At 66.4% G+C, this 13865-nt stretch carries 12 protein-coding genes; 9 read left to right on the top strand and 3 right to left on the bottom strand.

The genetic code is table 11. The features are described from left to right. The first annotated feature begins 5 nt into the window (after positions 1-5). Genes AC3WN8_RS15320 through AC3WN8_RS15310 form a run of 3 tightly spaced genes read left to right on the top strand, consistent with a single transcriptional unit; the run spans position 6 to position 4487 of the window. Complete coding sequence (locus AC3WN8_RS15320; RefSeq protein WP_492670316.1) at positions 6-2438, top strand: TonB-dependent receptor; 2433 nt, start codon at positions 6-8, stop codon at positions 2436-2438. Between the two features lie 31 nt (positions 2439-2469). Then, complete coding sequence (locus tag AC3WN8_RS15315; protein WP_492670315.1) at positions 2470-3420, top strand: DUF7064 domain-containing protein; 951 nt, start codon at positions 2470-2472, stop codon at positions 3418-3420. After that, positions 3417-4487: a phosphotransferase gene (locus AC3WN8_RS15310; protein WP_492670314.1), complete on the top strand. Its 1071-nt coding sequence runs from the start codon at positions 3417-3419 to the stop codon at positions 4485-4487. Before AC3WN8_RS15315 ends, AC3WN8_RS15310 begins: the two co-directional genes overlap by 4 nt. A gap of 69 nt (positions 4488-4556) precedes the next feature. On the opposite strand, the gene AC3WN8_RS15305 is transcribed toward AC3WN8_RS15310, so the two are convergent. The 3 genes from AC3WN8_RS15305 to AC3WN8_RS15295 form a co-directional block, all read right to left on the bottom strand. Further along, entirely contained in the window at positions 4557-5339 is a 783-nt protein-coding gene (locus AC3WN8_RS15305) for an SDR family NAD(P)-dependent oxidoreductase (RefSeq protein ID WP_492670313.1), read from the bottom strand. Further along, a complete protein-coding gene (locus tag AC3WN8_RS15300; protein WP_492670312.1) occupies positions 5336-6505 on the bottom strand; it encodes an acyl-CoA dehydrogenase family protein in 1170 nt (389 codons plus the stop codon). Before AC3WN8_RS15300 ends, AC3WN8_RS15305 begins: the two co-directional genes overlap by 4 nt. 66 nt (positions 6506-6571) lie before the next feature. Then, positions 6572-7309, bottom strand: a complete 738-nt coding sequence (locus tag AC3WN8_RS15295; protein ID WP_492670311.1) for an SDR family oxidoreductase — start codon at positions 7307-7309, stop codon at positions 6572-6574. 104 nt (positions 7310-7413) lie between these two features. Here AC3WN8_RS15295 and AC3WN8_RS15290 point away from each other — a divergent pair, with 104 nt between their 5' ends. The 6 genes from AC3WN8_RS15290 to AC3WN8_RS15265 all read left to right on the top strand — a co-directional run. Continuing rightward, positions 7414-8223, top strand: coding sequence for an enoyl-CoA hydratase/isomerase family protein (locus AC3WN8_RS15290; protein WP_492670310.1), 810 nt, complete (start codon positions 7414-7416; stop codon positions 8221-8223). A gap of 10 nt (positions 8224-8233) precedes the next feature. Further along, on the top strand, positions 8234-9013 hold the full coding sequence (locus AC3WN8_RS15285) for an SDR family NAD(P)-dependent oxidoreductase (RefSeq protein ID WP_492670309.1): 780 nt from the start codon (positions 8234-8236) through the stop codon (positions 9011-9013). Between the two features lie 59 nt (positions 9014-9072). Continuing rightward, positions 9073-10749: an FAD-binding protein gene (locus tag AC3WN8_RS15280; RefSeq protein ID WP_492670308.1), complete on the top strand. Its 1677-nt coding sequence runs from the start codon at positions 9073-9075 to the stop codon at positions 10747-10749. After that, positions 10749-11882, top strand: a complete 1134-nt coding sequence (gene ribB / locus AC3WN8_RS15275) for a 3,4-dihydroxy-2-butanone-4-phosphate synthase (protein WP_492670307.1) — start codon at positions 10749-10751, stop codon at positions 11880-11882. The genes AC3WN8_RS15280 and ribB overlap by 1 nt, the downstream gene beginning before the upstream one ends. Positions 11883-11896: 14 nt before the next feature. Further along, positions 11897-12979 (top strand): NADH:flavin oxidoreductase, encoded by a 1083-nt coding sequence (locus AC3WN8_RS15270; protein WP_492670306.1) that lies wholly within the window; start codon positions 11897-11899, stop codon positions 12977-12979. After that, on the top strand, positions 12976-13865 hold an 890-nt coding region (locus tag AC3WN8_RS15265; protein ID WP_492670305.1), incomplete at its 3' end, for a hydroxymethylglutaryl-CoA lyase. The genes AC3WN8_RS15270 and AC3WN8_RS15265, both read left to right, overlap by 4 nt.

The following is a 13865-nucleotide window of genomic DNA, read 5'->3' as shown; positions in this document are numbered from 1 at the left end:
ATTCGATGCTCAACACCGGAGTCGGATCCCATGATGCGCTCGCGCGGCGCCTGACCGGCGCGCTGCTGCTGGCGGGCGTCGCTCTGCTCGCCCTGACCGGTCAGGCGCAGGCGCAGGACAGTGTCGCCCAGCCTTCGCCGCAGGCGGCCGAAACCGGGGTCACGGACGACGATATCATCGTCACCGCGCGCCGGCGCGAGGAGTCGATCCAGAACGTGCCCGTCGCGATCACCGCGTTCGACGGCAATTTCCTCCAGGATCACGCGGTCGACTCGGTGTCCGACCTTGCCAGCTTCACGCCCGGCCTGACGGTGTCCGAAGCATCGGGCGGCGCCGGCGGGATCATCTATCTGCGCGGTGTCGGCTCGACCGCTGCACATCCGCTGATCGATCAGGCCGTTGCGATCAACCTCGACGGCGTCCAGATCAGCTCCGGCCTGATCCTGCGCGCGACCGAGCTCGACGTACAGCAGGTCGAGGTGCTGCGCGGTCCGCAAGCGCTGTTCTTCGGCAAGAACAGCCCGGGCGGCGTGGTCTCGTTCCGCACCGCCGATCCCGGCGACCGGTTCGAAGCGCGCTTCCGCGCCGGCTACGAGTTCAACGCCAATGAGCGCAGCGTGGAGGGCATGGTGTCCGGCCCGCTCGGCGAGAATCTCGGTGGTCGTCTGGCCGTCGCCTATTCGGCGATGGACGGTTGGCTGCGCATCGCGTCGGTCGACGCGACCACGCCGTTCGGCACCGCGATCGCCACGGACAGCGGACGCGCGCCGCATTCCAAGCAGGTCTTCGTGCGCGGCACGCTGAAATACGACAATGGCTCGTTCAACGCGCGCGCCAAGTTGACCTATCTTCACAGCGAGAATGATTACGGCAACGGCTTCCTGCAGCAGCGCGTCTTTTGTCCGATGGGCAGCGCACAGGTTCTGCCCGGCGTCGCCTCGCCCGCGGCGATCGCGATCGACAATTGCAAGGCCGACGGCACCGTGGTCGGCGGCAACATCCCGTCGTCGCTGTTCAGCAAGGATCCGCTGATCGGCACCGATCCCGACGGGTTCCGCCGGAACACCCAATGGCTCGGATCGCTCGAGATGAACTATGATCTCAGCGATGCGCTGAAGCTCACCTCGGTCACCGGCTATTACGATGTCGATGAGCCGCAGAACAGCCAGTACACGATGGCGCCGATCGCGGCCCTGGTATTCTCGGTCAACACGACCGCCATCAAGCAGTTCACGCAGGAGCTGCGGCTGGCCTCCGATTTCGACGGGCCGCTTAACTTCCTGGCCGGCGGCTTTTTCGAACATTCGCGCAAGTCCGCGCTGACCGGCGCGGTGTTCTCGACCAGCTTCGTCGGGCCGGAGGAGTTCGTCCAGCGCTCCGACAATTGGTCGATCTTCGCGCAGGTCGGTTACAAGATCCTGCCGCAGCTCGAATTGTCGGCTGGCGCTCGCTACAGCCGCGACAAGAAGACCGCGGACGTCTTCGTCCAGCGTGTCCAGCTGCTCAACCTGACCCAGGACAGGATCTCCTTCTCCGATCTGTCGCCGGAGATCACCCTGTCCTACGAACCGAGCGATAATCTGCTGCTCTACGGATCCTATCGCCAGGCGTTCAAGGCAGGCGGCTTCGATGCCGGCCTCGGCACCGGCACGCGCCTGCGCGCAGCGCCGACACAAAGCTTCTCCTACGCACCCGAACAGGCCGAAGGCTTCGAGATCGGCGCGCGCGGCCGCTTCGACGGCGGCCGCGGGCGGATCAGCCTGACCGGCTATCGATATAAATACAGCGATCTCCAGTATAGCGCCTTCGATCCGTCGACGCTTGGCATCCGCATCACCAATGCCGCCTCCGCGACGATCCAGGGCATCGAGATCGACACGAGCTGGCGTCCGCGCGGCGCACCCGGCCTCACGCTCCGCCTGACCGGCGGCTATAACGACACCAAGTTCGACGAATTCCGCGCCGGTTGCTATTCGGGGCAGACCGTCGAGCTGGGCTGCAATCTCGACCAGGCGCCCAACGGTGCCTTCGCGAGCCAGGACCTGACCGGGGCGCCCCTGTCCTACGCGCCCAAGATCAGCGGATCGGTCGGCGCCACCTATGAGCGCGACATCGGCCCCGTGCTGCTCGGCATCTCCGGCGACATCTTCCATTCGAGCAAATTCTGGGCGTCGCTCGAGCAGAGCCCCGGATCTCTCCAGCGCAGCTATACCACCTATGACCTCAGCGTGCGCGTCAGCGATCCCGACAAGCGATGGGAACTCGCGCTGGTCGGCAAGAACCTGTCCAATCAATATATCCTTGGTCGCGCGATCAACGTCTCGCTGACCGGCACCAATACCGGCCGTCCCGGACCCGGCGTGCTGGGCGATATCGCTTCGACGGTGTCGCGCGGCCGGCAGGTGCTGGCGCAGTTCACCTGGCGCTTCGGCTCCTGAAACGGATCGGGCTTGCGACCAAGGCGGTGAGATGACGGCAAGAACGAGCCTGGTTCCCGCGGACGACGAATTCCATGCCAGCGGCGACGATCCCTGGTGGACCGAGACCGCCTGGTATTCGCTGGATGTCGCCGAACGGGGATTGTCGCTCACCGTCTATCCGCTGTTCCGGCCCAATCTGTCGGTCGCATCGCTCGCGATCTTCGTCTGGGACAGCAGCGGCGAGACGCCGTGGGACTGCCGCTACTGGCATTTCCGCTGGAACCTGCCGATGCCCGGCGGCCGGCTGACCGATCTGCGGTTCGAGGGGCTGCACTATCGCACGATCACCCCCTTGCGCCATTACCGCGTCGCGTTCGACGATCCCGGGCGGCTGCGACTCGACCTCGACTGGATCGCGCTCGACCGGCCATGGATCAAGAGCGGCGGCGAGATGCTGGGCATCGACATGTCGATGCCGCTCGCGACGCCGACGGGCCATTTCGAACAGGCCTGCGCCGTCACCGGCACGATCATGCTCGATGGCGAGGCGATCGCGATCGACACGGTCGGCATGCGCGACCGCAGCTGGTCTCCGCGTCCCGACGGTACGGCGCGCGGATCGCTGTTCCACTGCTACGGCATGTCCACCGCCGATGGCCATTTCGTCGTCAATCGCTCGCGCAGCAATGGCGGGCCGATCGATGAATGGCGGCCGTCGACCGGCTATCTGATGCGCGACGGCGAAATGGCCGACATGGAGCGTGCCAGGTTAAGCGTGACCGCACATACGCCTGCGGGCGAGCCGGCGGCGGTCGTGCTGGAGGCGGTGGACAAGGTGGGACGGACGCTGACGCTCGACGGCATCTGCACCAATCTGATGTTCGTCAATTTCAACCCCAATCTCTTCGCGCGCTTTCAGCAGACGATCTGGCGCGGCGCGGACGGGGCGTTCGTCGGCGAATATATGAGTCCTGTCGAAAGGACGCCGCGCCAGCCATGACCGCGCCGATCCCTTCGACGATCGAGCAGGCGATCTCGCCGGCCTGGCTGTCCGCCGCGATATCGGAAAATCATCCCGGCACGCGGGTGACCAATGTCGCGACGGTCTCGATCGTCAATGCGGTCGCTGCACGTGCGCGGATCGCGGTCGATTATGACGGGCCAGATGTTGCCGATCTGCCGACACATCTGTTCGTCAAAGGCGGGTTCGCGCCCGACACGCGCCATTTGCTCGAAGGCGGCGCCTATTATCGCGAGGCGCGCTTCTATCGCGACGTCGCGCCGCGGCTCGATGTCGGCATGCCTTTGTGCGTCCATGCATCGGTCGACGAGCCCAGCCGTCAGGGCGTCGTGGTGCTGGAGGATCTGCTGTCTGCCGGCGCGACGCTCTACCGGCTGGGGGACACGCAAGGCGTGGCGGAGGTCGGGGCGTTCCTCGACCAACTCGCCCGGCTGCACGCGCTGTCCCATCGGATGCTGGCGGGGGATCCGGGCCGGTTCGACTGGGTGCCGCGCACGGCGGAGGTCGTACCCCGCCTGATCAAGAAGGATCCGATCGCGTTGCTTTCGGCGCATCTGGACGGGGCGCGGGGTGAGGTCGTCCCTTCCGTGATGCGCGATCCCGCACGCGTCCTGGCAGCACTCCGGGCGCTGATGGCGTCCGACCAGGGCGGGGACGGCTTCCTGCTCCATGGCGACATGCATCTCGGCAATATCTATATGCGCGGCGATGGCCGGCCGGGCTGGTATGACTGGCAGACGCTGCAACGCGGATCATGGGCGATGGACGCGATCTACTACATCGTCGGTTCGCTCGATCCGGCGGACAGGCGCGCGCATCTGGCCGGACTGCTGGCGCGCTATATCGACGGTCTCGCGGCATCGGGCGGGCCCGAGATTGCGCCGGACGCGGCGGATACGCTCTACCGCCGCTATCTGGCGTACGGGCTTTTCATCTGGTCCGTCGCGCGCGAGACGATCGTGCCGATCGAGACGCTGAAACGCCTGCTCCCCCGCTTCGCGCTGGCCGCCGAAGAGGCGGGCACGTTCGGGGCGCTTGGGGTTTGAGTTAAACCCACACCGTCATGCCGGCGTAGGCTGGCATGACGGGTGGGGCGTAGGGATTGCCCTCCGCACTCATCCCGCCAGCGACTGTCCGTCGTCGATCGTCATCACAGATCCCGTCACATAGGCGCTGTCGTCCGAACACAGATAGGCGACGGCATCGTCCAGCGCGCCCTCGCCCATCAGGCGCGCGCGCGGCCATTTGCCGATCTGCTTCCTGCCGCCATCGGTCTGGAACCAGTCCGAATTCAGGTCGGTCTCGATATAGCCGGGGCACAGGATATTGACGTTGATGCCCTTGCGCACCCAGTCGCGCGCCAGCGTGCGGCCGAGCTGGAGCGATGCCGCCTTGGACGCGGCGTAGAGCCCGAGGCCCGGCGAGATCGCGGTTGCGGTGATCGACGAGATGATGACGATGCGGCCGCGCCCGGTTTCGGGCGATCCCGCCGCGATCATGCGCCGCGCGCCTTCGCGCGCGGTCAGGAACACGCCGCGCACATTGACGCCCATGACGGCATCGATCGCATCGGCATCGATGTCGAGCGCGGGGCCGGCGAGGTTCATGCCGGCATTGGCGATAACGGTATCGACCGGGCCGAAGCGCGACTGGGCCGCGTCATAGGCCGCGATGACCGATGCCTCGTCGGTCACGTCCATCGCGACCGCCATGGCCGCGCCGCCTTCGCCGGAAATCGCCGCCACGACATCTGCAAGCTGGGCCTCGCGCCGTGCGCCGAGCACGACGCGGGCGCCGGCACGCGCCAGCACATGCGCGAACCGCGATCCGAGCCCCGACGATGCGCCGGTGACCAGCGCGACCCGGCCGGCAAGCCGCCCTGACTTGTCGTCGCTCATGACTGGGCCGCCTTCCAGTCACGCTTGATCTTCTTGGCGAGCGACCATTTGTGGACTTCGGTCGGGCCGTCATAGATGCGGAAGGCGCGGACCTCGCGGAACACCTGCTCGACGATGGTGTCGCCCGACACGCCGGTGCCGCCCATCACCTGCACGCAGCGATCGGCGATCCGCATCAGCGCCTCCGACACCGCGACTTTCGCCATCGAGCTTTCGGCAGTGCCGAGCGATCCGGTGTCGAGTATGTCCGCGCACCAGTCGATCATCAGTTCGGCCTGTTTCAGGTCGATCAGATTCTCGGCCAGCATGAAGCCGACGCCTTCGTGATCGACCAGCGGCTTGCCGAAGGCATGGCGGCGATTGGCATAATCGGTCGCGATCTCGTTGGCGCGGGTGCAGGCGCCCAGCCAGCGCATGCAGTGCGACAGTCGTGCGGGGCTGAGGCGGATCTGCGCATAGGTGAAGCCCTGGCCGGCCTCGCCGAGCATCTGGTCGGCGGGCACGCGCAGGCCGTCGATGGCGACGATCGAATGGCCGCCGGGCATCGAGCTGTCGATCGTGTCGAGCACGCGCTCGATCCGGATCGCGGGATCGGGCAGGTCGACGAGGAACATGCAAGCGCCCTCTTCGGCCTTCGCCATGACGATGCCGACCTGCGCACCCTGCGCGCCGGTGATGAACGCCTTGCGACCGTCGATCACCCAGTGATTGCCGTCGAGGCGACAGGTCGTCTTCATCATCGAAGGATCGGAACCTGCGCCGCCTTCCGCCGCCGGCTCGGTCATGAAGAAGGCCGATCGCGCGCGGCCCTCGACCAGCGGCGTCAGGAAACGGTCCTTGATCCCGGCGCTGCCGACCTTGCCGAGCAGATACATATTGCCTTCGTCCGGCGCCATCGTGTTGCAGGCGAGCGGCCCGAGCGGCGACAGGCCCGATTTGCGCAGCACCAGCGCGGTCTCGCGCTGGCTCAGATGGCTGCCGTCCGCCAGGATGTGCGGGGTCAGCACGCCTGCGGCCCGCGCCTTGTCGCGCATCTCGTAGAGCAGGGCATCGGTCGGCCCATGTGCGTCGCGCCGGGGATCCTGTTCATAAGGGACGATCGTCTCGCGGACGAACGCCTCGACCCTGGCCGCGATCTCCGTCGCCCGCTCCGTTGCTCCACCCATGCTCATCACCTCTCATATCCGTACGACGATCGTTTTTATGGCCATGCCGACTCGGCCGCTTCCATATCAGCTTTCCTGCGCTTGTGGACGGATCAGGATCTCGTTGATGTCGACATCGTCGGGTTCGTCGATCGCATAGGCGATGGCGCGCGCCACGCTGTCGGCGGGCAATGCCATGGCCGCGGCGGGGACGAGGCGATCCCGGGTCGTCGGGTCGGTGATCGTGTCGAACAATTCGGTCTCGGTTGCGCCGGGCGAAACGATCGTGCTGCGGATGCCGTCGCGGGTGACTTCCTGGCGGAGGCTTTCGGCGATCACGCGCACGGCATGCTTTGTCGCGGCATAGACCGCAGCACCACCGTTGATGCGGTGGCCCGCGACCGACGAGATCGAGATGATATGCCCGCTCTTCTGCGCCTTCATCCGCGGCAATGCGGCCGCGATCGCGTAGAGCACGCCCTTGATATTGGTGTCGATGGTGCGATCCCAGCCGTCGACATCGAGCAGGTCGAGGCGTGAGATCGGCATGACGCCGGCATTGTTCACCAGCACGTCGATCCGCCCGAAGCGCTCCACCGCATGTGCGACCAGCGCCTCCGGATCGGCGCGGCGGGTGACGTCGCACGCCATGGCCGACACGCGCCCGCCATCCGCCTCGATCCGGGCGACCAGCGCGTCCAGCCGGTCGACGCGACGCGCGCCGAGGACCACCGCCGCGCCGCTCGCCGCGAGCCGCAATGCCGTCGCTTCGCCGATGCCGCTGCTCGCGCCCGTGATCACGACGGTCTTGCCCGCTATGCCCATATTGCCTCTCCTCCTCATCGGTTCGCGAAGTTTATCTAACATTGATTGGAAAGAAAGCCACTGATAAGGCGATGGGCGACAATCGCGTTTCTGGGGAGAGCATGATGGCCGATCCTGTGACAGTGCCGCTGCTGATCGAGCGCCGTGGCGCGGTCGACTGGGTGACGCTCAATCGGCCCGAACGATTGAACGCGCTCGACGAGACGCTGACCCGCGCGCTGGGCGATTATTTCGAAGGGCTGCGCGACGACGACACTTGCCGCGTGGTCGTGCTGCGCGGCGCCGGACGCGGCTTCTGTGCGGGGGCGGATCTGGCCAGTGACCTGACCCGGTCGGTGCTCGACGACGGCATCGGCACCGCGATGCGTGTCCAGCACGCGCTGCGCAACGTCATGCTCGCCATGCGGCGATGCCCGCAACCGATCGTGGCGCTGCTCCACGGCGCTGCGGTCGGTGGCGGTTTCGTGCTGGCGCTGGCGAGCGACATCCGGCTGGCGACGCCCGAGGTGCGGATGAATGCCGCTTTCATCAGGATCGGCCTGGGCGGCTGCGATGTCGGGGTGAGCTATTTGTTGCCGCGCCTGATCGGTGCATCCGCGGCCTATGAGCTGCTGCTGACCGGTCGTGATCTCGACGCGGATCGTGCGTTGCGGCTCGGGCTGGTCTCCGAGATCGTCGAGCGTGACGCGCTGGAGGCGGTTGCGGCAGCCTATGTCGAGCCGATGCTCGCCACGGCGCCGCTCGGGCTTGCCTTCACCAAGGACGTGCTCAACGTCAATCTCGACGCGCCCAGCTTCGAGGCGGCGATCGCGCTCGAGGATCGCAATCAGGTGCTACTGTCGCAAAGCGCCGATTTTCGCGAGGGCGTCAGCGCTTTCAACGAGAAAAGACGCCCACAATTCACCGGACGATAGGGAGAGGATCATGGAGATTTCAGGCTGCGCGGCGGTCGTGACCGGCGGCGCTTCGGGATTGGGCGAAGCGACCGCGCGGGCGTTGGCGGCGAAGGGGGCGAAGGTCGCGCTCTTCGACCTCAACGCCGCGAAGGGCGAGGCGGTGGCGGCCGAGATCGGCGGCGTGTTCTGCGCGGTCGACGTCACTTCCGACGACAGCGTCGATGCCGGCTTCGTCGCCGCGCGCGCCGCGCATGGCCAGGAACGGATCCTGATCAATTGCGCGGGCACCGGCAATGCGATCAAGACCGCCAGCCGCTCGCGCGAGGACGGCAGCATCAAGCATTTCCCGCTCGATGCGTTCGACCGGATCGTCCAGATCAATCTGGTCGGCACTTTCCGCTGTATCGCCAAATCGGCGGCCGGCATGCTGACGCTCGATCCGCTCGAGGACGGCGAACGCGGCGCGATCGTCAACACCGCGTCGGTCGCGGCCGAAGACGGACAGGTCGGGCAGGCCGCCTATGCTGCATCCAAGGGTGGTGTGGTCGGCATGACCCTGCCGATCGCGCGCGATCTGATGGGCGACGGCATCCGGGTCAACACGATCCTGCCGGGCATTTTCGACACGCCACTGCTTGCACAGGCGCCGCAGCATGTGCGCGATGCGCTGGGTGCGTCGGTGCCCTTTCCCAAGCGGCTCGGCCTGCCCCACGAATATGCCAGGCTCGCACTGACAATGATCGAGACCGGCTATTTCAACGGCGAGGACGTTCGTCTGGACGGCGCGATCAGAATGGCGCCACGCTGATTTCATCGCTTGTTATCTAACATTGGATGGTTTAGCTTTCTCCAAAATCAGGAGAGGGTATGCAGCCGATCATCATCGATGACGCCGAAGCCGTCGAGTGGGACGATCATGCCGACGTCGTCGTCGTCGGCTTCGGTGGAGCCGGCGCTTCCGCGGCACTTCAGGCACGCGAAAGCGGTGCCGAGGTTATCCTGCTCGACCGTTTCGGTGGCGGCGGAACGACGACATACAGCGGTGGTGTCATCTATGCCGGCGCGACGCGCTTCCAGCGCGAAGCGGGCTTTGACGACACGGTCGAGAACATGCTGGCCTATCTGCGTATGGAAGTGGGCGATGCCGTTCGCCCGGAAACGCTGCGACGCTTTTGCGAAGGCAGTGCCGCCGATGTCGACTGGCTGATCGGCCATGGCGTCCGCTACGCTTCCGACGCCTATCTCGACAAGATCACCTACCCGCCCGAGGGCAAGTTCCTTTATTATTCGGGGAACGAGAAGTCGCCGGCCTTTGCCGAAAAGGCGCCGCCGGCGCCGCGCGGGCATCGTGCGGTCGGTCCCGGTTTCGGCGGCGCGCATTATATCGCGGCACTGCGTCGCGCGCTGGAGCGAGAGGGCGTCGCGCTGATGACGCACAGCCGCGCGACGCGACTGGTCTGCTTGTCGAGCGGCCAGGTGGTCGGCGTCGAGGCGATCGTGCTTCAGGCCGACAAGCAGGCGGAACAGCAAGCGCTGTATGAAAGCGCCAACCCCTATGTGCCGCACAATCACGGCAAGACCGAACGTGCGCTGCAAGCCATGCGCGATCTGGAGGCGCGCTACGGCCGCACGACGCTGATCCGCGCGCGCGGCGGCGTGGTGCTGAGCACCGGGGGCTTCGCTTATGGCCGCAATTTGGTCGACCGGCATGATCCGGGGTTTGCACGCCATTATGATGTGACCCATCGGCTTTCGACCATGGGCAATGACGGATCCGGCATCGAGATGGGCATGTCGGTCGGCGGTGCGATCGGGCGGATGGATTCGCTCTACATCGCGCGCAACATCGCCCCACCCGAGGCCCTGCTCGACGGCGTCATGGTCAATGCCCTGGGTGATCGCTTCGTCGCCGAGGACGCCTATGTCAGCCTGATCGGTGGCGAGATCGCCCGTCAGCCGGACGGCGATGCATGGTTGCTGGTCAACGCGGCTTCGTTCCGGAAATCGATCTGGGAATCGCTGACATGCGGCTGGCAGCGCTTCAAATATTTCGGCGTGCCGATGCTGATCAACTATGCGATCGGCGGAACGCGGCGCGGTGGCACCATCGGTGCGCTTGCCCGGAAGACCCGTATCGATCCGGCCCGGCTGCGCGCGACGATCGAAGGCCATGATCGCGATCTTGCGGCGGGCGTGCCGGACAGGGTCGGCAAGACGGAGGTTCTGCGCAAGCCGCTGGGCAAGGGGCCATTCTATGCCGTCAACATGGCGATGAGCAATCGGCACGCCATGACCAAGTTCATGACGCTGGGCGGACTGGAGGTCGATGAGGACAGCGGCGGCGTGGTGCGCGCGGACGGCACCGCGATCCCCGGTCTTTACGCCGCCGGCATGGCCGCGGTCGGGCTCCACTCCAACGGCTATATCAGTGGCCTCTCGATCGCCGACGGCGTCTTTTCCGGCCGCCGCGCGGGGCGCGACGCGGCGCAGGCCGCCGGGCCGCAGCCGGCCAATCGCCTGCCTGCACGGGAAGGTGTGGCCTGATGACCGGCCAGGGTCTCGCCACCACCGAGGAGATCATCGAGGAAGCGAGGAACGGGCGGATGTTCATCCTGGTCGATGACGAGGATCGCGAGAATGAGGGCGATCTGGTTATCCCGGCGCAGATGGCGACGCCGCAGGCGATCAACTTCATGGCGCGCGAAGGGCGCGGACTGATCTGCCTGGCGATGACCAGGGCAAGGATCGATGCGCTTGGCCTCGGGCCGATGAGCCGGAACAACCGGTCGGCGCACGAAACCGCCTTCACCGTCTCGATCGAGGCGCGCGAAGGCGTGACCACGGGCATCTCGGCGGCGGATCGTGCGCGCACCATTTCGGCCGCGATCGATTCTGCGCAAGGGCCCGATGCGATCGTTACGCCCGGCCATATCTTCCCGCTGACTGCGCGCGACGGCGGCGTGCTCGTCCGCGCCGGCCATACCGAGGCGGCTGTCGACATCTCGCGCATGGCCGGGCTCAATCCCTCGGGCGTGATCTGCGAGATCATGAACGACGACGGCACGATGGCGCGGATGAGCGACCTGTCCGGCTTCGCCGCGCGTCACGGGCTCAAGATCGGGACGATCCGGGACCTGATCGCCTATCGGCTGCGCAGCGACCATAATCTGGAACGCGTCGGCGAAGCGCCGTTCACCAGCATCTTCGGTGGCGACTGGACGGCCGTCACCTTCCGCAACAAGGCGATCGACAGCGAGATGCTGGCGCTGGTCAAGGGCCGGATCCAGCCCGACCGGCCCACGCTCGTGCGCATGCACGTCGTCGACGTGTTCACCGACATGCTCGGTGTCGAAGGCGAGCGCCACGGGCTGCTGCAAAGCGCCATGGCCGAGATCGGCCGCGAAGGCGCCGGGGTGATCGTGATGATCACGCAGCAGATGCCCAACATGCTGACGCGTTTCGTCCGGCGCAAATCGGACGAGAGCCCGGCGGTGAGCGATCTCGACGTGCTGCGCGATTATGGTGCAGGGGCACAGATACTTTCCGAACTGGGCGTGCACGACATGATTCTCCTCACCAATTCGCCGCGGACTTTGGTCGCGCTGCAGGGTTTCGCACTCGACGTCGTCGGCCATCGCGCAATGACGAGCACACCACCCGCGACCTGGCTCAACTGACGGTGGCGGCTTCGATGTTGAACGATCCGCTGCGCTTTCGTCGCGGCCCCGCCATGCGCAACCGGATGATGCTGGCGCCGCTCACCAATCTGCAGAGCCATGACGACGGCACCTTGTCCGACGACGAATTCGGCTGGCTGGTGAAGCGCGCCGATGGCGGCTTCGGCCTGGTGATGACCTGCGCCGCGAGCGTGCATGCACTCGGCAAGGGTTTTCCGCGGCAACTGGGCATCCATGACGATGCGCATCTGCCCGGGCTGGCGCGGCTGGCCGAGGCGTTGCGCGCGCGCGGCGCAGTCTCGTCGGTCCAGCTCCAGCATTCGGGCATGCGCGCCCCGCGCGACCTGATCGAAGGTGCGCCGGTCGGCGTCGCCGACGATCCCGAACGCGGCGTGCGCGGGCTTTCGACTGGCGAGGTCGAGCAGGCGATCGAGGATTTCATCACTGCCGGGTTGCGCGCGGAGCGGGCCGGTTTCGACGGCGTCGAGGTGCATGGCGCGCACGGCTATCTGCTGTGCCAGTTCCTCGACGTGAAGCGTAATCAGCGGACGGATCGCTATGGCGGTAGCGCGGACAATCGGGCACGCATGTTGCTCGATGTCGTATCCGGCCTGCGCGCCCGCACGCAGCCCGACTTCCAGATCGGCGTCCGGCTCTCACCCGAGCGCTACGGCGTCGACCTGGGCGAGGCCCGCGCGCTGGCTGGGCGGCTGATGGCCGAAGGGCAGGTCGATTATGTTGACATCTCATGCTGGGATACCTTCAAGCTGCCCGAGGATCCGGCGTGGCAGGGCCGTGCGCTGATGGACTGGTTCACCGATCTGGAGCGTCACGGCACGCGGCTGGGCGTCGCGGGCAAGCTGACCGACGCGGGCAATGCGCGCGAATGCCTCGATCGCGGTGCCGATTTCGTCCTGATCGGTCGCGGCGCCATCCTGCATCATGATTTCCCGCGCCTGGCGGAACACGATATGCGCTTCGCCAGTGCAGCCTTGCCGGTCAGCCGCGCGCATCTTGCGCGCGAAGGTCTGGGTCGCGATTTCATCGACTATATGGCGACGTGGAAGGGCTTCGTCGCCGAGGAGCAGCACGCGTGACCGATCGCAGGGTGGAGATTGTCGAGGTCAGCGCGCGCGACGGGCTGCAGAATGAAAGCCTATTGGTGTCGACCGCCGACAAGGTCGCGCTGATCACCCGGATGATCGACGCCGGCGCGCGCCGTTTCGAGGTCGGCAGCTTCGTCAATCCGAAGCGGGTTCCGCAGATGGCCGACACGCCCGAGGTGATCGCCGCGCTGCCCGATCGCGAGGATATTCGCTATATCGGGCTGTGCCTCAACCGAAAGGGCGTCGAGCGCGCCGCGCAGTCGCGCGAAGGCAACAAGCGCGGCGTCGACGAGGCGGGCTGCGTGACCGTCGCCAGCGACGCGTTCGGGAAAGCCAATCAGGGGCAGAGTTCGGCGGAGTCGGTGGCGGAGAATCTCGCCATGCTCGCGCTGGCCAGGCGGGAAGGGCTGGTGCCGCAAGTGACGATCGCGGTGGCGTTCGGCTGCCCGTTCGAGAAAAGGGTGTCGCCCGATCATGTGCTCGAAATCGCCGAAAGGCTGGCGGAGGCCGATCCGGTCGAGATCGCGGTCGCCGACACGATCGGCGTCGCCGTGCCCGGCCAGGTGCGCGACCTGATCGGCCGGCTGCGCGAATTGCTGCCCGAGACGATTCGGCTGCGTGCGCATTTCCACGACACCCGCGCGACCGGCGTCGCCAATGCCTGGGCGGCATGGGAAGCGGGCGCCGATGTGCTGGACAGCTCGCTCGGGGGGCTGGGCGGCTGCCCATTCGCGCCGGGGGCCACGGGCAATGTCGCGACCGAGGATCTGGTCTACCTGCTGGAGAGGTCGGGGGTACCGACGGGGATCGACCTGGAACAGGCGATCGCGGTCAATCGCTGGTTCGCCGGGGTGATGGGCAAGGCGCTGCCGTCGAA

The sequence above is a fragment of the Sphingobium sp. FW305-3-2-15-F-TSA7 genome (genome assembly GCF_058787155.1).
This window is presented reverse-complemented; position numbering and strand designations above follow the sequence as displayed.